We start from the raw sequence: 18,523 nt of genomic DNA on the forward strand, positions 1-18,523 counted from the left end.
CACTAAAGCGCAAAATTTATCTCGGTCGCTGGTATGCAAACTGAATTTTCTTTTCAGGAAACACATAAGTATCCAAACCATTAATTGCAGGAATTTTTCCTTGAATTAAATCCACTACACCATCTTCCTGAACCATCTGATCTTCGATATATAAATCCACAATTTCACCTAAAACCAAAATCGTATCATTTGCTTTTATATAATATTCCTCCAAATATTTCATTCCCATTTTCACAGGAGAACCTTTTACAAACGGAGCATAAAAATCTCCTAAATATTCTTCTTCCAAATTTGTTTTTTCAAACTCTGAAATTTCTTTCGGATATTTTGCTGAAGTATGGTGTGCGTCTTCTACAATCGATTGAAAAATATGATTAATTGTATAATATCCTGTTTCTTTCAAATTTTCATAAGTATTTCTCGGAACAGAAGTCGGACGAAGCACAAAACCTAAAACAGGCGGATTGGACCCATAATGCGTAACAGAACTAAAAACCGCAACATTTGGAATTCCATCTTTAGATTTTGTTCCAATCAAATTTGCAGATTTAAAACCTGAAACACTATTTATTAAATTGATTTTGTATAAATGATTTAAAGCATCGATATCTTCTCTTGAAAAATACATATTATCTGGTTTTAAGTTTTTCAAAAATTAAAATATTCAGGAATAACATACTAAATGCATAAGCAGTATCTTCAACAGGAATGGTGAAAATTCGGATCCCAAGATTTTGCGAATTATCATACCAAACAACAGGAGCTTCGATGAAACTTCCTGTCAAAATTCCATTAACAATAAAAAACGGAATCAAAATAATCAGGAAAGCAATAAAGAAACGTTGCAATATTTTGATTCCGAACAACAAACCGAGTAAAATTGTAATCAAAAAAACTGAAAAGTCAATTAATGTATAAGCCTTGTTATAGTTTAGAACAATTAGATTGACACTTAAAAAGATGAGAATAACAGAAATAAATTTTACCCAGAAAATCGGTATTAAAAGTTTTGGTTTAAAATGTTTTAATGCATAATGAATGAAAATACTTGCATAAGGTATACAAAAGAAGAACAACCATTCTTCTATTGGCATTTTTAAAATTTTGAATCCTAAATAATAATCTGGGTTAAATCCCCAAACTCCTTTTGCTGTGAAAATTGCATCCCAAATCAAGAAAAATGTCGCTACAATTGTTGTAGAAACAAATATTTTCTTCCAGTTTTTGATGAAATACATTTTTTTCTCAAAAGAATAAAGTAAAGGAATACTGATAGATCCAAGATTCAATGCCAAGTATAACCAGTGTGTCATATTTTAAAATATTTGAACGGAACGAATAACATCCCGAAACATTCTCCGTCTACTTTTCCTAAATGTTTATGATGAATTTTGTGCGCTTTTCGCAAACCTCTCAAATATTTATTTTTAGTTCGTTTGAACCATTTAAATCTTTGATGAATCAAAACATCGTGAATAAGGAAATATGCAATTCCGTATAGTAAAATTCCTAATCCAATGAAAAATTTATAGTTCAAAACTGGCTCTAAACCAAAGTAAAACAACAATATACTTGGAACGGCAAAAATGATAAAAAACGCATCATTTTTTTCAAAAACATGTGGATATCCTGGCTGGTGATGATCTTCGTGCAAATACCACAAAAATCCGTGCATAACGAATTTATGTGTACACCAAGTAACACCTTCCATGATTGCAAATGTTAATAATGTGACTAGAATAAAAAATAACATCAGATTAAGTTTAGTTTGTATTTAATATAAGATCTTGCTAAAATATTTATCTTCATCGGATTGGAAATTCGAATTCGAGTTTCAATAATTTTTGATGAAGGTGTATTTTTAATTTTCTTCAGTAATTTACGATAATATCGATATGCCATATACACTCCAAATTTTGCTTCCATCGGTAGTTTTAAAATCCCTTCCTGAAAAGCATATTCAAAATCCGCTTCAATATCATCAATAATTTCTTTTTTCGATTTATTATCTAAAGCTTTCAGATTTACATTTGGAAAATATGAACGATTTAAGATTTCTGCATCTTGTTTTAAATCTCTCAAGAAATTTACTTTTTGAAAAGCAGAACCAAGTCGCATTGCTGGCTCTTTTAATTCTTCATATTTTTCTTGATTTCCATTGACAAAAACTTTTAAACACATCAAACCTACAACATCGGCGGAACCATAAATATACGTTTCATATTCTTCATTTGTAGTGTAATTCGTTTCATACAAATCCGAACGCATACTACTCATAAAAGCAGCAACCATATCTTCTTCAATATTATATTTTTCTACAGTTTCCTGAAAAGAGTTTAATATTGGATTTAAACTTATTTTATGTTTTTTAGCCAAATGATAGTCCCTCTCAAATTTGTCCAATAAAAACTCTTTATCATAATCATGGAAACTGTCTACAATTTCATCCGCAAAACGAACAAAACCGTAAATATTATAGATAGCAGAACGAATTTTTGGTGAAAGCATTCGCACTGCCATGGAAAAAGATGTACTGTATTTTTTGGTTACCAATTTGCTTGTTGCAAATGAAACCTCATCGAATAGAAATTTCATATTATAGTATAGTTAGTTATAGTCTTTTCGAATTAGTTCCGCTGCAATTTTCCCAGAAATTAAAGCAGGCGGAACTCCAGGACCAGGAACTGTCAATTGTCCTGTAAAAAACAAACCTTTTACTTTTTTACTTTTAATATTTGGTCGTAAAAAAGCAGTTTGCGTCAGAATATTTGCCAGTCCGTAAGCATTTCCTTTATAAGAATTATAATCTCGAATAAAGTCATTCACACAAAAACTCTCTTTAAAAATAATGTGATCTCGAAGCTTTTGATTTGTTCTTTTTTCCAATCTTTCCAAAATAATATTGAAATACATTTCTCTCAATTCTTTTGAATCTTCAATACCTGGAGCTAGCGGAATCAAAAATGTCCCAGCTTCCATGTTTTCTGGAGCAAAAGAATCATCTGTAATACTTGGAAAACTTGCGTAAAAAAGAGGATTTTCAGGCCAAGAAGGATTATCGTAAATAGTTTCTGCGTGTTTATCAAAATCGGCATCAAAAAATAATGTATGATGCGAAACATTTTCTAATTTTTTATCGAAACCAACATAAAACAACAAAGAAGAAGGAGCAAAAACTTTTTTCGCCCAATATTTGTTGGAGTATTGTCGGTGTTTTTCTTCTAATAAAGTTTCTGTATGATAGTAATCGGCACCACTTAAAACCAAGTCAGTTTTCAGGATTTCATCATTTACTTTTATTCCTGTAACATTTTTATTTTCATCCACTAAAATCTGAGAAACTTCTGCATTAGTTTGAAATTTCACTCCCAAACTTTTAGCTAAAGAAATCATTCCATTAATTACTTCAAACATTCCTCCTTTCGGATGCCAAGTACCTAAGCCAAAATCTGCATAATTCATAAAACTATAAAACGCTGGAGTATTACTAGGTTTTGCTCCTAAAAACAGTACTGGAAATTCTAAAATTTGAAGTAATTTTTCACTTTTAATATTTTTTCGAACTCGATCTCTAATCGTAGAAAAAAACTGCGTGACTTGTGGAATTGTTTTAGTAGTAACTAATTCTAAAGGTGAAATTCCAGGTTTGTAAACCAAATCTTTGATTGCAACATCATAGTTTCTTTTTGCTTCTTTGATAAAAGCTTTCAAATATTTTGAACTTCCTTTTTCTTCTGTTTCAAAAAAATCATAAATCTCTGAAAGATTTGCTGAAATTGAACAAGAATCATTAGTATCAAAATAGACTTGATAACTTGGATTTAACTTATCTAAAACATAAAAATCGGATGGTTTCACATTAAAATCTGAGAAAAACCTCTCGAAGACATCTGGCATCCAATACCAAGTTGGTCCCATATCAAATGTAAAACCATCTTTTTTTAATCGTCTAGCTCTACCTCCTAAAGTGTTGTTTTTCTCCAAAATATGAACGTCATATCCTGCTTTAGCCAAATAACAAGATGCAGCTAAAGAAGAAAAACCCGATCCTAATATGTATATCTTTCTTTTCATTTTGTTTAACAAAACTACAAAAAAGTTAAACAAAATAAAGGAAAATATTGTTTTAAATTTTAGTTAAGATATTTTCAAGTGATTTAAAAAACTGAATATCAATATTTTGCTCATCAAAATTAAATTCTAAAATATTTCTATTCACTAACCAAAATTCATGTTTTGTTTCTTTAATGTATTCGGAAATTTGTTTGACAAAAACCAATAATTCTTTTTTTGATAGGGTTATTATGAAGTTAGTTATAAAAATTATCTTTTCAAAAGATATAAAAAGTGTCTCTAAATTATCTAAGGGAACATTTCTTCCTAAGTAGATTACTTCACAATTTCTGAGCAATAATTCATATTGTAAATAAAGTATACCTAATTCATGAATTTCATTTTCTGGCAAAAACAAAACATATACTGGCTTATTAGGGTTTCTTGGGTTTAATTGCAGCTTATCAATATTAATTTGAATTTTCTGTGCAATCAGATTTGAAATAAAATGTTCTTGTGCTGGTGTCAATGTATTCGTTTGCCAAAGCATTCCTATTTCATTCAACAAAGGCACAAATATTTCAGTAAAAACTTCAGAAAAAGTCTTATTTACAAGTAGTTCATTATAGGTTTTATGAAATAAATAAGCATCAAATTGAAGCATGGAAATTTTAAACAAATTAATCGCTTCAGAACTCACAGCCTCTTTACTTCCAACTTCTTTTGCTTTCAGAAAAAGCGCTTCATTTTCCAACTTTGCAATCTTAGAAATCTTATATCCATTCTCATAAAGAAGAACAATATTCAACAATTTTTGAAAATTAAAAACATCATAATATCGTATGTTTCCAGAAGTTCGATTTGGAGAAAGCAGATCATATCTTTTTTCCCAAATACGAATAGTGTGCGCTTTAATACCTGAAAGATTTTCTAAATCCTTAATGGTAAACTCTGTTTTAATTATGTTTGACAAATCTCAATTATTTTTAAACAAAAATACAATTTTTAAAAATAATCTTCATTTTCGAATTTTTACTGATTTAAATCAGTTCTAAATAATATTAAAAGTATAATTTTGCCCTACTTTATAAGACAGGATAGATGATGACGGATCAAAAAATATACGAAAACCCCGTAATTAACGAAGTATATAACAATGCTTCAAAGAAAGAAAAGTTTAGCTTCAATAAATTTATTTTATTAAGTATTTTAGGAGGAGCCTTTGTAGCCTTTGGTTGTATTTTAGCAATCATAGTTGGTGGAGGTTCTGTAGGAATTGGAGCTGAAAACCCAGGATTACAAAAATTCTTATTTGGTGCAGTTTTCCCAGTAGGATTAATTTTAGTTGTACTAGCTGGAGCAGATTTATTTACCAGCGATTGTGCAGTAATGACCATTCCGGTTTTACAAAAAAAAGCATCCTTTAAAAATTTATTAAAAGTTTGGTCTGTTTCTTATTTCGGGAACTTTATCGGTTCCATTTTCATCGCATTTTTCTTGGTCTATTTAACAGGAATCTTGGCTACTGAGCCTTATCTAGAAAGTTCTATCAATATTGCTGTTGCAAAAACAAGTAATCCTTTTTGGAAAACATTTTGGAAAGGAGTTGGAGCAAATTGGTTAGTTTGTCTTGCAATTTGGTCAGCATATGGAGCTAAAGGTACTTCAGGTAAAGTTTTAGCAATTTGGTTTCCAATTATGGCTTTCGTGACTTTTGGTTTTGAACATAGTATTGCAAACATGTTCTTTATTCCAAATGCTATGTTACACGGAGCTGATATTTCGATTGGAACTTTTTTATGGAAGAATTTACTTCCGACTACTCTAGGAAATATTCTTGGAGGAGCAGTATTCGTAGGGATGTTATACGGTTATATTTTTATAAAAAAAGAAGAAAGTCCAACGAATTAGTTGGACTTCTTTTTATCTTTTATTGTTTTTTCAAATACTTCACAGCATATTCTAAAACAGGATCTTCATCATTGATAAAATCTTCAACTGTTTTTTCTACAACAATATCTGGCTGAATACCTACTCCTACAAATTTTCTTCCATCAGGATACAAATCTTCTTTCGAACAAACTCTTGCTTGTCCACCTCCTGGTAATTTCATAAAAAGTGGTTGCCCTGTACTTCCGTTTGTTGGAACTCCTATTTTTGTAAAATGTTTTTGATTATCAGCATAAATAAGAAAATCTTCTGCAGCTGACGCTGTATTATGACCTATCAAAACAGCTGTTGGAACTACAAGTCTAGTTTTGATATTTGGACCTGAAGTACCTACCATATCTTCCATATCAAAATATAATTTATCCTGTGCTGCTAAAAACCATTTTTTTGCTCTTTCATTATTTACTGTATCTTTAGGCTCAACCCAACCTCCCCAAGCTTTATATGCTGGTAAATTCATACGAGTTCTTGTTTTTGAACCATAAAAAATAGTATCATTTGATAAATGCTTTAAAATCTCTAATCCTGTAGTTGAATTCCCACCACCATTATATCTTAAATCAATAATTAATTTTTTAGCTTTTTTCAGATCAGGTAAAATAGCTCTAAAATCTTCAATAATTTTAGGATCATTAAAAGAATTTAGCGAAACATAAGCTGTTTTATTTTTCAACCATTTAAATTTAAATAACTTATCATCATAAGGTGGATAAACTTCTTTTTCTGTAGTTTCTTCATGTACAACATGTAACATTTTAGTTTTTCCATTTGGTAACTTTAATTCCAATTCATATTCAGTTCCTTTTAAACCTTGAAGCATAAATAAAGTAGAAGCATCTTCTAAAACATAATCTGTTGAAGAACTCATATAAGGTTTTACATTTTTCTCTCTATATTCTTTAGATGGAATTCCATTTACTTTTACGATTTCTGTTCCAATCGGCAATTCATCTTTTTTACTTTTATTCACTCTTACAATTATCGCTTTCCCTTGAATATTCTTAAGAACAATTCGATATTCTCCAAAATAAGTAGTAAAATTTTGTTCTTGAATCGCCTCAGGATAATAAACATTCGTATGTCCATCTTTTAGAAAAGCACAAAACTTTTTTAATAATCTATAATATTCATAATCATTTTTAGTTTCTTGAACATCTACCAGCATTTTCTGATATAATTTATCCCATTCCTCCTTATCAATATCATTTAAATAAATAAAATTATAATTCACCTCTTGCCAAAATTTTGACAATCCATAAATCTTATCTGTTTTTGATAAAGTATTCGGTAATTCTTGTGCTTGAAATTGAAAAGTAAAAACACTAAACAGCAGTATTGATAATATTTTCTTCATGTGGTTAATTTTTTAAATTAATTCGTGATTTTGTATTGTTCTTCATTAAAGACTATTTATAAAAACAATTGTAACAGTTTTGACATTTTTTTTCAATGTTAAATCAAGTTTAATCTAAAAAAAATAAAAGGTTAACAACTCATACCGGAATACCGTTATTTTCATGGCTACTTTCAAGGTTTTTCCACTATAGGCTATTGCTTTATTAATAGATAATTTTAGTTTTGCCCCGCTAAAATACTAAACCACTAACTATTAAACTTTTAGAAAAAGTTGTTAAAATATTAAATTGATGAAGAAATTAGTTTTAATTCTATTATTGTTTACGGAAATGATTTTTGCACAAAACATTTCATTTTCTAACGATGATTTAAAAAATTATCTAATCAGCACTAACTGTGTTGATACAAACAATGATGGAGCAATGGATTCTAATGCTGACACAAATAATGATAATGAAATTTCATTTGACGAAGCAGAAAGCATTTTCAGCCTAAAAGTTAACGATTTAAATATCACTACCTTTAATGAACTGCATCACTTTAACAATCTAAAATCTTTAGATTTAAAAAACAATAATATAGAAAGCATAGATTTATCTAATATTTCAGAATTAAGAAGCCTAAATATTTCTAATAACCTGCTACAAAATATTAATGTTTCAAATAATTTAGAATTAACTTCTTTGACTATTGAAAACAACATGCTAAATGAATTAAACCTAGAAGAAAACACATCTCTTTTATATTTAAATTGTAGTTTAAATAATATTGAATCTTTAAATTTAGAAAGCAACACAGAACTTTCTCTATTAAATGCAAATCATAATCAATTAAATGATTTAGATCTTTCAAGCAACAATTTTCTACATAGTTTAAGTATTATTAATAATCCGATGGAAATCCTTTTTATCAATAATGGAAATCCTCTTACTATTTTTAATTTTCAACTTACACCTCTAGAATATATTTGTACAAACGAACCTGAGATAGCATATTATGAAGAATACATTTCAAATCAGTTACCAAATTGTATCGTTAACGATTTTTGCACAGTAGAAAAAATCAGAGATATTTATTCATTAGAAGGAAACATCTTTTTAGATGCAGATGATAATGGTTGTGAAGAAGATGAAAAACTAAATTCCATCATCAACTTTAAAATCACAAATAACAACGGAATTGATTTTATGTATTGTTCAAATGAAGAAAACTATACAATTCCTTTTCCAACAGATGGACAATATACAGTAACTCCTATTCTAGAAAATGATGATTTGTTCGATATTTATCCATCAGAAGTAGAAGTTAGTTTCTCGGAAGAACAATCCATTTACTTTCTTGAAGAAAACTTTTGTATCCAACCAAAAGCATCAAATAAAAATATTGACATTACTATAATTCCAAAAAGTGAAGCTCGCCCAGGTTTTCAAGCTTCTTATTTATTAATCTATGAAAACACTGGAAACACAATCTTAAACGGTAATATCCAATTAAGTTTTGAAGCAAATTTCTCAGACTATATTTCCTCTATTCCTGCAGATGCAACGATTAACAGCGACAATATAGTTTGGGATTTCTCAAACCTTTTACCATTTGAAAAAAGAGAAATTATCGTTGATTTTGAATTAAACACACCTTTAGATGATTTCCCATTAAATGGCGGTGATACATTGATTTTTTCTGCAAAAGCTTTTGACAATATGAACCCATCAACTGAATTAAACGAAAGTTATTTAGCACAAATGATTGTCAATTCTTACGATCCAAATGACATCACTTGCCTAGAAGGAGATTCTATTAAAGAAGAACAAATTGGAGATTATTTAACCTACAAAATTCGATTTGAAAACACAGGAAGTGCAAGTGCTGTAAATATTCATATTGATAATGAAATTGATGAAGAAGTTTTTGATCTAAACACCATTAAACTTATCAATTCTAGTCACGAATGCAAAATGACTTTGGAAGGAAATAAACTAACTTTTTATTTTGACAACATCATGCTTCCTTTCGAAGATGCAACAAACGATGGATATGTAGTTTATAAAATCAAAACTTTAGAAAATCTAAATATTGATGTAGAATTTAAAAATAAAGCTGACATCTTTTTTGATTACAATGCTCCAATTATCACCAACACAGCAAAAACGACAATTCAAAAATTAAACATAGAAAAAAACAACCTAAAATCATTCAGCATACACCCTAATCCTGCAAAAAACAGTGTGCAAATTTCAACAAAAAATTACTCTATCAAAAAAATCGAAATTTGTGATATTCATGGTAAAACTGTTTTTGTTCAAAATTACGCTAACTATACAACTAATGAATTCTTAAACTTAGAACATTTGACAACAGGAATTTATTTAGTCAAAACATCTTCAGACAATGAACAATTAATCGAAAAATTAATTATTCAATAATGAAGTTAGGATAGTGGTTTATCTGTAATAATGAATCCGTTTATCTCAAGATAGACGGATTTTTTATTTATAATTCTTTGGAGCTTCCCTTTTTCCTTCCGTAAAAACTACAGGAAAAGGTCGGGCTATCCACTATATCTTTTTTGCTAAAGCAGCAGTATGAAGAAAAGCAAAAAAGGATGCCGCTACTATCCCTAAGCCAAGTTTTCGATAAAAAAGGAAAACTTTACTTCACAGGAAGTTTCTTTACATTTTTCAATACCAATAAATTAATTGGATTAATTCCTAATCCTTCTACATTCTTCTGAGAAAAACGAATTACTTCATCATAATACAAAGGAATCACTGGAGCATCTTTCATCATCAAACTATCCATTTTTTGATACAAATCATATCTTTTCGAATTATCTACTGTAGAAATTGCTTCCGTATAAATCGCATCAAATTCAGTATTTTTATAGTGCGTATAATTAGGTCCATTTGGCGCAAAATTCCCACCATAAAACAAAGAAAGATAATTCTCCGCATCTGGATAATCTGCGACCCAACTAGCTCTAAAAATTTCATATTTCCCATTTGCTTTCCCATCTCTCAAAGCTGAAGGAGGTACAACATCTACAGCAACCTGAATTCCGATTTTCTCAATTTCGCGCTGAATAAATTCACACAAATCCAAATATTGACTATTTGTTGTTATACGAACTTTCGGATTCAAATTATTGGTTTTCTTTTTATATTCTTCCACATATTTTAGCGCAAGATCTTTATCATAATAAATAAATTTCTCTCCAGAATAAGAAGGTAAACCTTTCGGAATCATTCCACTTTCTGCTGGATAACCAATATTATTTCTCAAATATTTCAACATCTTTTTTCGATCAAAACCAAAATTCATTGCTTTTCTAATCAATAAAGAATGTGTAGGATTTTCATTCGGAACATCCATATAAATCCCTAGATATTCTGTATTTAAATACGGACTTTTTACCATATTTACTTTTCCTTCATATCTATTCTGTAAAGTTCCTTCAAAAGTCAAAAGTTCATCTTTATACGAAGGAGCAATTCCAGAAAGAAAATCAATATTTCCTTCTACAAACTGCATAAACTCACTTTGTTTATCTGGTAAAAAAGTAATCGCAACAGCTTCCAAATGCGGCAACTTCTCTCCTTCTCTATTCACCTCATGATAATTATTATTTTTCCTAAAAATCAATTTGATATTTTCTACCCAAAGTTTAAAATAAAAAGGTCCAGTTCCAATCGGATGATCTCGAAAAGAATGTTCTTTATTTTCTACTATTTCTTTAGGAACAACAGAACAATATCGCATTGAAAGTAAACCTAAAAAAGGCGGAAATGGATTTTTTAATTTGATAATGAAAGTAGTATCATTTTCAGCTTTGTATTCTGAAACATTTTTCATTACCCATCTTCCAGGAGAGGCAACTTTTTTGGAAGTTAATCTATCAAAACTATAAACAAAATCTTTAGCATTTACAGCTCTTGTACTATCTTTTCCAAATAAAATATGTTTATGAAAAAACACATCTTCTCGAAGTGTAAAAGTATATTCTAATCCATCTTCAGAAATTTCCCATTTTTTTGCAATATCTGGTCGAACATGCAAACTATCATCTAGTTGAACCAAACCATTAAACAATTGATTTGTTGCCCAAACATTAGCTAAATTCTTCGCAAAAGCTGGATCAAGAGAAGAAATATTTGAATGTTCGTTGTATCTAAAAACCTCCAAACTCTTTTTCTTTTCTTTTTCAGAAACACAAGAATTTAAACCAAAAAGCAAAAAAATTAAAAGTAAATATCTAAAGTAATTCCCAATCATATGATTTTTCAATTTTACAAATTCTCAAACTGTAATTTTTATACCATTTCGCTTTTCCATCAGCTATTGCCTTCTGATGTCTTGGATTGTTTTTCCAATTTTTGATATCTTCTAAAGTTTCCCAATAAGAAATGGTAATTCGTTTTTCATCTTTACCAAAATCCAAACCAAGAAAACCATTTTGTTTGTGAACTAAATTTTCTATTTCTACAGCCATCTTTTGATAACCTTCTTCATCAAAATCAGTTCTTTCAGAAACAAAAATTACGGCATAACAATTTGTAAAATCTTTTGTTTTTTTCATTGTAAAAAAATAAAAAGCTTGAAAAAAAGTAATTTTCAAGCTTTAAGTATGTTATAATTGTCTAGTGAAACTTCCGAATGTATAATCCGTATCAAACGGCCAAGCATCCGCATTTCCGTTAAACACTAATTCTGTGATCACAATTGTGTGTGTAAGTTCACTTCCGCTTACTGTTGTAACAACATTTACTTTCCCTGCTGATCCTTCCCAGTTTTTAATAATTTCTGGTGTAGTTGGCGGAATTCCAGCACAAAAATATTCTCCAGAATCTACTTCTGTTGCAAACAATCTATAATTCACAAAAATATCTGAATTATCTTCTAAATCAATTTCTACAGTTCCTGCTGTTGTTGGCAAAATAGAAGGATTGATATTAATTCCCATCGCTTCGTTTTCTTGTTCATTTACTCTGTGCAATGTAAATTCATTACAAACTCCCACAACATCTGTAAAATTAAATAAAGAAGGAATATAAGTACTGTTATAAGGCGTAGTAAACTTTCCGTAATAATATTCGCTAAACTGTAAAGTCTCTCCGTTACTTTCTAAAGTATAATTATTGATTATAATATTATGCTCAAAAGCCGTAGTATCTGTCGGTTCGTCTTCATCAACAATTGCAATATTTTTCACATTTACAATTCCATCAACTCCAACCCAGTTTCTAGCAGTTCCTGGCGCTGTTGGCGGAACATTTGAACAGAAATAATTATTATCTACAGGATCTGAAAACAACCTGTAGTTTGAAGTAATATTTCCTGTTTCAGATATATTTACTGGAGTAACCTCAGCAGTACTATTTCTAATTTGATTATCTGTCAAAGTTAAAATCAAAGATTCTACTTTGCTTGTATTTTCTTTATGCAAGACAAAAAGATTATCTCCATCATTACAATAATTGATTGTTTCTGTAAAATCAAAACTTGGCTCACTGAAATCCCCGTCATCACAAGAAAGAGCTAAAACTCCAAGACCTAATAGTAAAAGATATTTCCTCATATTTTTTTCTTTATTCTAAAACAAATGTACACACTTTAAACGAAGTTTTCTAGAGATTTTCTACTTTTGCACAGAAAATAATCCATAAAAAAATGAACGCAAACACAATATATTTCGATAATGCGGCTACTACTCCTATAGATAAGCAAGTTGCAGAAGTAGTTTTTGAATCTATGCAAACGATTTACGGTAATCCATCTTCTAGTCATGGAGTTGGACGAAAGGCGAAATCTTTAGTAGAAAAGGTTCGAAAGACGATTGCGAAATATTTGAATGTTACTTCTAGTGAAATTATTTTCACTGCTGGAGGTAGTGAAGCTGATAATTTAATTTTAAGAAATGCTGTTGTAAACCTTGGAGTAAAAACTATTATTTCAAGTAAAATTGAACATCATGCAGTTTTAAATACGGTAAAAGATTTACAAAAAGAATTTGATGTACAATTACTTTTTGTTGATGTGGACGAAAATGGAGATATTGATTTAAAGCATTTAAGAAAACTTCTTTCTGAAAATGAAAATGTTTTAGTGACTTTAATGTACATCAATAATGAAATTGGAAATATTATTCCAGCAGATGATATTTGTCGTCTTTGTCAAGAATACAATGCACTTTTTCATTCGGATACTGTACAAGCAATCGGGCATTACACATTAGATTTACAAAAAACTCCAATAGATTTTATCACAGCAAGTGCACATAAATTTCATGGTCCAAAAGGAGTTGGTTTTGCTTATTTCAAAAAAGGTTTTGGAGTAAAACCAATGCTAATTGGTGGTGAACAAGAAAAAGGTGCTAGAGCTGGAACAGAAAATGTACACAGCATTCTTGGAATGGGAAAAGCGATGGAAATAGCTTATGAAAACTTAGAAGAAGATCATGATTATATTTTAGGTTTAAAAAAGTATTTCATTGAGAAATTAAACGAAAATTTTGAAAATATAGATTTCAACGGAACTTCTGGAGATTTAGAAAAAAGTAGTTATATCACTACAAGTGTTCGTTTTCCAAAAGAAGATCCAATGTTTTTATTCAGTATGGACTTAAAAGGTGTTGCAGTTTCTGGAGGAAGTGCTTGTCAAAGTGGAAGCAACAAAGGTTCTCATGTTTTAAACACAATTCTACCTAAATCTGAAGAAAACAAAACTTCTGTGCGTTTTTCTTTCAGTAAATTTAATACTAAAGAAGAAATAGATAAAGTAATAGAAATTCTAAAAGGGATTTTGAATAAATAATTTCATAACAAAAAACCTCTTCAAATTTGAAGAGGTTTTTGTTTTATTATATCAATCCTTTCGCTTTAAATTGATGATATTTATTAATCACATTTACAGATAATTCAGAAGGGTTTGTCAGAAGGGTTTTTATTCCTGACTTTTCTAATTCTTTTACGATTAATCTTTTCTCATAATCAAATTTTTCTGCAATTGTCTTTTCATAAATGTCGCTCACCGTTTCTGCTTTGGAATTAATTTTCTCATTCAATTCTGAATTTTTAAAGAAAACCACCAACAATAAATGTTTTTTAGCCAAAGCAGTAATAAAAGGCATCTGACGTTTTAAACTTGTTTGGTGTTCAAAATTCGTATACAAAATCAATAAACTTCTTTGTGTAATTTTCTTTCGAATCATATTGTATAAAACACCAAAATTCGATTCAGAGAAATCTGTATCTAAATTATACAAAGCTTCATTTATGGTATTCAGATGCGTTTTCTTTTGACTTGCAGGAATAATTGTTTCAATTGTATTTGAAAAAGTAATCAATCCTGTTTTATCTCCTTTTATAATTCCAACATTTGAAAATGCTAAAGTTGAATTAATCGCATAATCAATCAATTTTAATCCATCAAAAGGCATTTTCATCGATCTTCCCATATCAATCAGAGAATAAATTGGTTGTGCTCGCTCATCTTGATATTGATTTACCATAATTTGCGCTCTTTTCGCCGTTGCCTTCCAATTGATTGTTCTTGCATCATCTCCATCTGTATATTCTTTGATTTTTTCAAATTCCATCGTATGCCCTATTCTTCTGATTTTTTTCAAACCAAATTCATGCAAACGATTACTCATTGCTAAGAAAGAATATTTTTGCATCTGAATATACGAAGGATAAACACAAACAGATCTTTGTGCATCAAAAAGATATTTTCTAGAAAAAATTCTTAAAAAAGAAGAAGCAAAAACTAGAATATTTCCAAATTCATATCCTCCTCTTTCTGTTGGTCGTAATTGATATTCAAAAGACTTTTTACTATGCTGCGCTATAGTAGATTTATAATTAAAATCTCTTTTTTGAAACTGAATAGGAATTTCATCTATAACTTTAATATCTAAAGACATTCCGTAATTATTTTCAAGCTGAATAACGATATTATTTTCATCTGAATTTGATAATTTATCGTTTACAGTTCTTGAAGCAGAAAACCCGTTTTTCAATCTAAATAATAGAAAAATATCTAAAATAGAGAAAAAGACAAAAGCCCAAACTACAATCCAAGACAATTTTGCAAGAAAAGGCACCCATTTTCCTACAAGAAAAATGAGCGAAATCCCAGAGATATAAAGAAAAAACCTATTATGAATATATAAACTTTTAAAAAAATTCATCTATCTAGGTACTTCTACTGATTGTACAATCATTTCAATAACTTTATCAGCTGTCATTCCTTCCATTTCTTTTTCTGGCGTCAAAATAATTCTATGTCTTAACACTGCAGGAATTACTTTTTTCACATCATCTGGCGTTACGAAATCTCTTCCTTTTATAGCTGCTGAAGCTTTTGATGCTTGTAAAATAGCTAAACTTGCTCTTGGCGAACCTCCTAAACTTAAATACTGGTGCGTTCTTGTTTTAGAAATAATTTCGACGATATAAGCGAACAACTTTTCATTTACAATAATATCATTTAAACTTTCTTTGATCTCTTTTAATTCCGACTCGCTAATGATACTTTCTACATAAGATTCTTGTTTCTTTCCTTTACGCTCATTATGCATTTGTAGAATCTTAATTTCATTTTCTACAGAAGGATATTCTACCATAATTTTAAATAAAAATCTATCTAACTGTGCTTCTGGTAAAGCATAAGTTCCTTCTTGCTCAATTGGATTTTGAGTTGCAAGAACCATAAATGGAGATTGCATATTATAGGTAATTCCATCTACTGTAATTTGCTTTTCTTCCATTACCTCAAAAAGAGCAGATTGTGTTTTTGCAGGAGCTCGGTTAATCTCGTCAATTAAAACTAAATTAGAAAAAATTGGCCCAGGTTTGAATTCAAAATTTGTTGTACTCATATTCAACACCGAAGTTCCAATTACATCCGACGGCATTAAATCTGGTGTAAATTGAATTCTATTAAACTCTGTAGCAATTGTTTTTGCAAGCATTTTTGCAGTTACTGTTTTTGCTATACCTGGCACTCCTTCTATTAGCACATGTCCATCAGAAAGTAAAGCAATAATTAAAAACTCAAGAAACTCTTCTTGACCAACTAAAACTCTTCCAACTTGATCTTTTATCTTTTCGATTGCATTTTTCAATGATTCTAAATCAACTCTACTTTCAAAACTTATTTCTTTATTTTCTTCCATAAATATCTTTATTATTAAATTTTTCTATAAACTGATTTATTTTGATCAGTTGGTCTTCTGTTATTATATCTAATGATTCAATATATTCTAAATAGCTAAAAAGCGTTTTCAATTCTTCTTTATCCGAATTTGATTTGTACGCAAGATCTTCAATAAATTCATTATCAATTCTTGACATATCAACATGATATTTTGTTCGAACTTGTGTGTAGAAAAAATTAATTTTCTGAAGCGCAATTTCTTTATGCGATTCTTTATTAAAATACATTCCTGCAACAGTATTTACGAATGCAAGTGTATTATTTTTTACAGGCTCAATTACTGGAACAATCCTCTGCTCTCTTTTTCTTTTAAAAACAATAAAAAACACCACTCCAATTAGAGCTATATAATACGCCCATTTCAAATTAGAATCATTTAAAATATGTTGCATTGAAGAGGTTGTTGTTGGTTTTCCTATTTTGTAATATTCATCCCAATAAATAATTTCTGGATCTTTTAAATAAGACAAAACCGAGGCGGTATATTCATAGTTTTTATCTTTTAAAACAAAATAATTCGTAAATGCTTCTGGGAAAGTGTGCAGATAAAAATTACCTGAACCAAAAGGAACTTTGATAAAATTAACTTGCTCGTCTTCTCCTTTTGTAGAAACAAATCCTGTTTTTCCAAGAACTGTTGTATTTAAGGTATCAATTACAAAGAATTCTTCATTATTATTTTCTCTTTCATAGAAAATGTCTCCTAGTTTGAAATTTTCATTTACAAGAGTATGATATTTTGCATCAAAAACAATTCTTTCACCTGTTTCATTTTCTTCTTCTAATATACTTTCAAAATTGGCAACTTCTGTAAAAAACTGTTTTGTATTTACTCTCAGCGTATCAATTTCGATATAATTAGACGAAATAAAAACGTCATTTCCTTTATTTACAAAATCAAGAATCTCATCGAATTCATATTCGTCAAAATTCACATAATTATTGATATAAACTAAAGATCCATTATCTGGATACTCAATATCTGTCAAAAACTCATAGGTAGATCTATTTAAATCCTTAATTTTTGTATTAGGAAAAAGATCTTGTAAATTTTCTTTTAAGACCTGTGTTCCGTATGGAATTTTATCTTCCCCATAATAAGATTTTGTCCAATCTAATTCTTTTTTCTCATTGGATTTAAACATCACTGCTATTACGATAACAACAAGTAATCCGATAATATATATTCTATTTTTACTCATTATTTATGCAGGTTTTTGTTTACTTTTTCAAAATTTATAATTAAAGAATGATATTCAACTTCTGAAATTTCAAAGTTTCCATACCAAACATGATCATAAAAATCTGTAGCAATTCTAAAATTATTTTTCAAATCTGTATCTGAAATTTCTTTGAAATAATCTTCATTTGTTTTTTGTTGTGCCCAAATTACTTTATCAGCATCTTGTAGTATCTTTAATAAAAATAAATATTGATAACGGATAGCAAGTCTATAATTTCCAGATTTCACAGCATCTTGAATCAACTTCGGTAAATCTGCTTCTTTGATGATTTTTTCTTCTTCTGTAAACGAAATAACTTTTCTGTTTTTTGGTGCAGATTTTAATGTAAAATATCCTTTTTTGATAAAGAATTTTGTGATAAAAAATAATACAACAATCAAAAGTATATAAGGTAAATATCTAAATATAAACTCTAAAACTTTTACAATTGATTCGGCTGTATCTTTCTCAAAAGAGTCAAAAACAAATTGTCTTATTTTTAAAGCTAAATTTCTTTTAAACTCTTCAAAGGAACTTTCTAAAAGAAAATCTTGATTATAGTTGTAATCTGGATTTGTTCTGTATTTTTCTATATTTTTTGGAGTAAAATTCTTCTGAATTATTGGAGAATTATCCTCGTTTAAAATAATATTCTTTTCTTTTTCTTGACCTAACACATTACAAATTGAAAACAGAAATGTGAAGGTTATTATTAATATTTTATTCAA

Annotated in this window: 17 protein-coding genes; 3 read left to right on the top strand and 14 right to left on the bottom strand. The window is 29.1% G+C overall.

The window, feature by feature from the left end:
• Positions 1-16 precede the first annotated feature (16 nt).
• Genes I0K12_RS20270 through I0K12_RS20295 form a run of 6 tightly spaced genes read right to left on the bottom strand, consistent with a single transcriptional unit; the run spans position 17 to position 5,026 of the window.
• Complete coding sequence (locus I0K12_RS20270) at positions 17-628, bottom strand: flavin reductase family protein (protein ID WP_196890009.1); 612 nt, start codon at positions 626-628, stop codon at positions 17-19.
• 1 nt (position 629) lies between these two features.
• Entirely contained in the window at positions 630-1,313 is a 684-nt protein-coding gene (locus tag I0K12_RS20275) for a lycopene cyclase domain-containing protein (protein WP_196890010.1), read from the bottom strand.
• Complete coding sequence (locus tag I0K12_RS20280) at positions 1,310-1,753, bottom strand: sterol desaturase family protein (RefSeq protein ID WP_196890011.1); 444 nt, start codon at positions 1,751-1,753, stop codon at positions 1,310-1,312. Before I0K12_RS20280 ends, I0K12_RS20275 begins: the two co-directional genes overlap by 4 nt.
• A complete protein-coding gene (locus tag I0K12_RS20285) occupies positions 1,753-2,595 on the bottom strand; it encodes a phytoene/squalene synthase family protein (protein WP_196890012.1) in 843 nt (280 codons plus the stop codon). The genes I0K12_RS20280 and I0K12_RS20285 overlap by 1 nt, the downstream gene beginning before the upstream one ends.
• A 12-nt stretch (positions 2,596-2,607) precedes the next feature.
• Positions 2,608-4,074, bottom strand: coding sequence for a phytoene desaturase family protein (locus I0K12_RS20290; RefSeq protein WP_196890013.1), 1,467 nt, complete (start codon positions 4,072-4,074; stop codon positions 2,608-2,610).
• Between the two features lie 52 nt (positions 4,075-4,126).
• Complete coding sequence (locus I0K12_RS20295; RefSeq protein ID WP_196890014.1) at positions 4,127-5,026, bottom strand: MerR family transcriptional regulator; 900 nt, start codon at positions 5,024-5,026, stop codon at positions 4,127-4,129.
• A gap of 128 nt (positions 5,027-5,154) precedes the next feature.
• Between I0K12_RS20295 and I0K12_RS20300 the strand changes: the two genes are divergently transcribed.
• Positions 5,155-5,964 (top strand): formate/nitrite transporter family protein, encoded by an 810-nt coding sequence (locus I0K12_RS20300; protein WP_196890015.1) that lies wholly within the window; start codon positions 5,155-5,157, stop codon positions 5,962-5,964.
• A gap of 19 nt (positions 5,965-5,983) precedes the next feature.
• Here I0K12_RS20300 and I0K12_RS20305 read toward each other — a convergent pair whose 3' ends face one another.
• A complete protein-coding gene (locus I0K12_RS20305; protein WP_196890016.1) occupies positions 5,984-7,357 on the bottom strand; it encodes a S41 family peptidase in 1,374 nt (457 codons plus the stop codon).
• A gap of 292 nt (positions 7,358-7,649) precedes the next feature.
• Between I0K12_RS20305 and I0K12_RS20310 the strand changes: the two genes are divergently transcribed.
• Positions 7,650-9,782: a T9SS type A sorting domain-containing protein gene (locus I0K12_RS20310; protein ID WP_196890017.1), complete on the top strand. Its 2,133-nt coding sequence runs from the start codon at positions 7,650-7,652 to the stop codon at positions 9,780-9,782.
• Between the two features lie 226 nt (positions 9,783-10,008).
• Here I0K12_RS20310 and I0K12_RS20315 read toward each other — a convergent pair whose 3' ends face one another.
• The 3 genes from I0K12_RS20315 to I0K12_RS20325 are packed head-to-tail and all read right to left on the bottom strand — an operon-like array spanning position 10,009 to position 12,931.
• Entirely contained in the window at positions 10,009-11,628 is a 1,620-nt protein-coding gene (locus I0K12_RS20315; protein ID WP_196890018.1) for an ABC transporter substrate-binding protein, read from the bottom strand.
• Positions 11,609-11,932, bottom strand: a complete 324-nt coding sequence (locus tag I0K12_RS20320; RefSeq protein ID WP_196890019.1) for an antibiotic biosynthesis monooxygenase family protein — start codon at positions 11,930-11,932, stop codon at positions 11,609-11,611. Before I0K12_RS20320 ends, I0K12_RS20315 begins: the two co-directional genes overlap by 20 nt.
• A gap of 51 nt (positions 11,933-11,983) precedes the next feature.
• Complete coding sequence (locus tag I0K12_RS20325; protein WP_196890020.1) at positions 11,984-12,931, bottom strand: hypothetical protein; 948 nt, start codon at positions 12,929-12,931, stop codon at positions 11,984-11,986.
• Positions 12,932-13,023: 92 nt separating this feature from the next.
• Between I0K12_RS20325 and I0K12_RS20330 the strand changes: the two genes are divergently transcribed.
• Positions 13,024-14,166 carry a cysteine desulfurase family protein gene (locus tag I0K12_RS20330; RefSeq protein ID WP_196890021.1) on the top strand — a complete coding sequence of 381 codons (1,143 nt, stop codon included), beginning with the start codon at positions 13,024-13,026 and terminating at the stop codon, positions 14,164-14,166.
• 46 nt (positions 14,167-14,212) lie between these two features.
• Here the strand turns inward: I0K12_RS20330 and I0K12_RS20335 are convergent, their stop codons facing one another.
• Genes I0K12_RS20335 through I0K12_RS20350 form a run of 4 tightly spaced genes read right to left on the bottom strand, consistent with a single transcriptional unit; the run spans position 14,213 to position 18,523 of the window.
• Positions 14,213-15,544: a DUF58 domain-containing protein gene (locus tag I0K12_RS20335; RefSeq protein ID WP_196890022.1), complete on the bottom strand. Its 1,332-nt coding sequence runs from the start codon at positions 15,542-15,544 to the stop codon at positions 14,213-14,215.
• Positions 15,545-16,531, bottom strand: coding sequence for an AAA family ATPase (locus I0K12_RS20340; RefSeq protein ID WP_196890023.1), 987 nt, complete (start codon positions 16,529-16,531; stop codon positions 15,545-15,547). It abuts the gene before it with no gap.
• Positions 16,518-17,774, bottom strand: a complete 1,257-nt coding sequence (locus I0K12_RS20345) for a DUF4350 domain-containing protein (RefSeq protein WP_196890024.1) — start codon at positions 17,772-17,774, stop codon at positions 16,518-16,520. Before I0K12_RS20345 ends, I0K12_RS20340 begins: the two co-directional genes overlap by 14 nt.
• Positions 17,774-18,523, bottom strand: a complete 750-nt coding sequence (locus I0K12_RS20350; protein WP_196890025.1) for a DUF4129 domain-containing protein — start codon at positions 18,521-18,523, stop codon at positions 17,774-17,776. The genes I0K12_RS20345 and I0K12_RS20350 overlap by 1 nt, the downstream gene beginning before the upstream one ends.

Origin of the sequence: Aureivirga sp. CE67 (assembly GCF_015767245.1) — a bacterium.
Classification (GTDB): Bacteria; Bacteroidota; Bacteroidia; order Flavobacteriales; family Flavobacteriaceae; genus Aureivirga.

Coding starts and splice junctions, on each gene's coding strand:
- I0K12_RS20285 (WP_196890012.1), bottom strand. CDS start 2,595: ATGAAATTTCTATTCGATGAGGTTTCATTTGCAACAAGCAAATTGGTA.
- I0K12_RS20275 (WP_196890010.1), bottom strand. CDS start 1,313: ATGACACACTGGTTATACTTGGCATTGAATCTTGGATCTATCAGTATT.
- I0K12_RS20310 (WP_196890017.1), top strand. CDS start 7,650: ATGAAGAAATTAGTTTTAATTCTATTATTGTTTACGGAAATGATTTTT.
- I0K12_RS20290 (WP_196890013.1), bottom strand. CDS start 4,074: ATGAAAAGAAAGATATACATATTAGGATCGGGTTTTTCTTCTTTAGCT.
- I0K12_RS20330 (WP_196890021.1), top strand. CDS start 13,024: ATGAACGCAAACACAATATATTTCGATAATGCGGCTACTACTCCTATA.
- I0K12_RS20325 (WP_196890020.1), bottom strand. CDS start 12,931: ATGAGGAAATATCTTTTACTATTAGGTCTTGGAGTTTTAGCTCTTTCT.
- I0K12_RS20270 (WP_196890009.1), bottom strand. CDS start 628: ATGTATTTTTCAAGAGAAGATATCGATGCTTTAAATCATTTATACAAA.
- I0K12_RS20320 (WP_196890019.1), bottom strand. CDS start 11,932: ATGAAAAAAACAAAAGATTTTACAAATTGTTATGCCGTAATTTTTGTT.
- I0K12_RS20315 (WP_196890018.1), bottom strand. CDS start 11,628: ATGATTGGGAATTACTTTAGATATTTACTTTTAATTTTTTTGCTTTTT.
- I0K12_RS20335 (WP_196890022.1), bottom strand. CDS start 15,544: ATGAATTTTTTTAAAAGTTTATATATTCATAATAGGTTTTTTCTTTAT.
- I0K12_RS20345 (WP_196890024.1), bottom strand. CDS start 17,774: ATGAGTAAAAATAGAATATATATTATCGGATTACTTGTTGTTATCGTA.
- I0K12_RS20305 (WP_196890016.1), bottom strand. CDS start 7,357: ATGAAGAAAATATTATCAATACTGCTGTTTAGTGTTTTTACTTTTCAA.
- I0K12_RS20340 (WP_196890023.1), bottom strand. CDS start 16,531: ATGGAAGAAAATAAAGAAATAAGTTTTGAAAGTAGAGTTGATTTAGAA.
- I0K12_RS20300 (WP_196890015.1), top strand. CDS start 5,155: ATGATGACGGATCAAAAAATATACGAAAACCCCGTAATTAACGAAGTA.
- I0K12_RS20280 (WP_196890011.1), bottom strand. CDS start 1,753: ATGTTATTTTTTATTCTAGTCACATTATTAACATTTGCAATCATGGAA.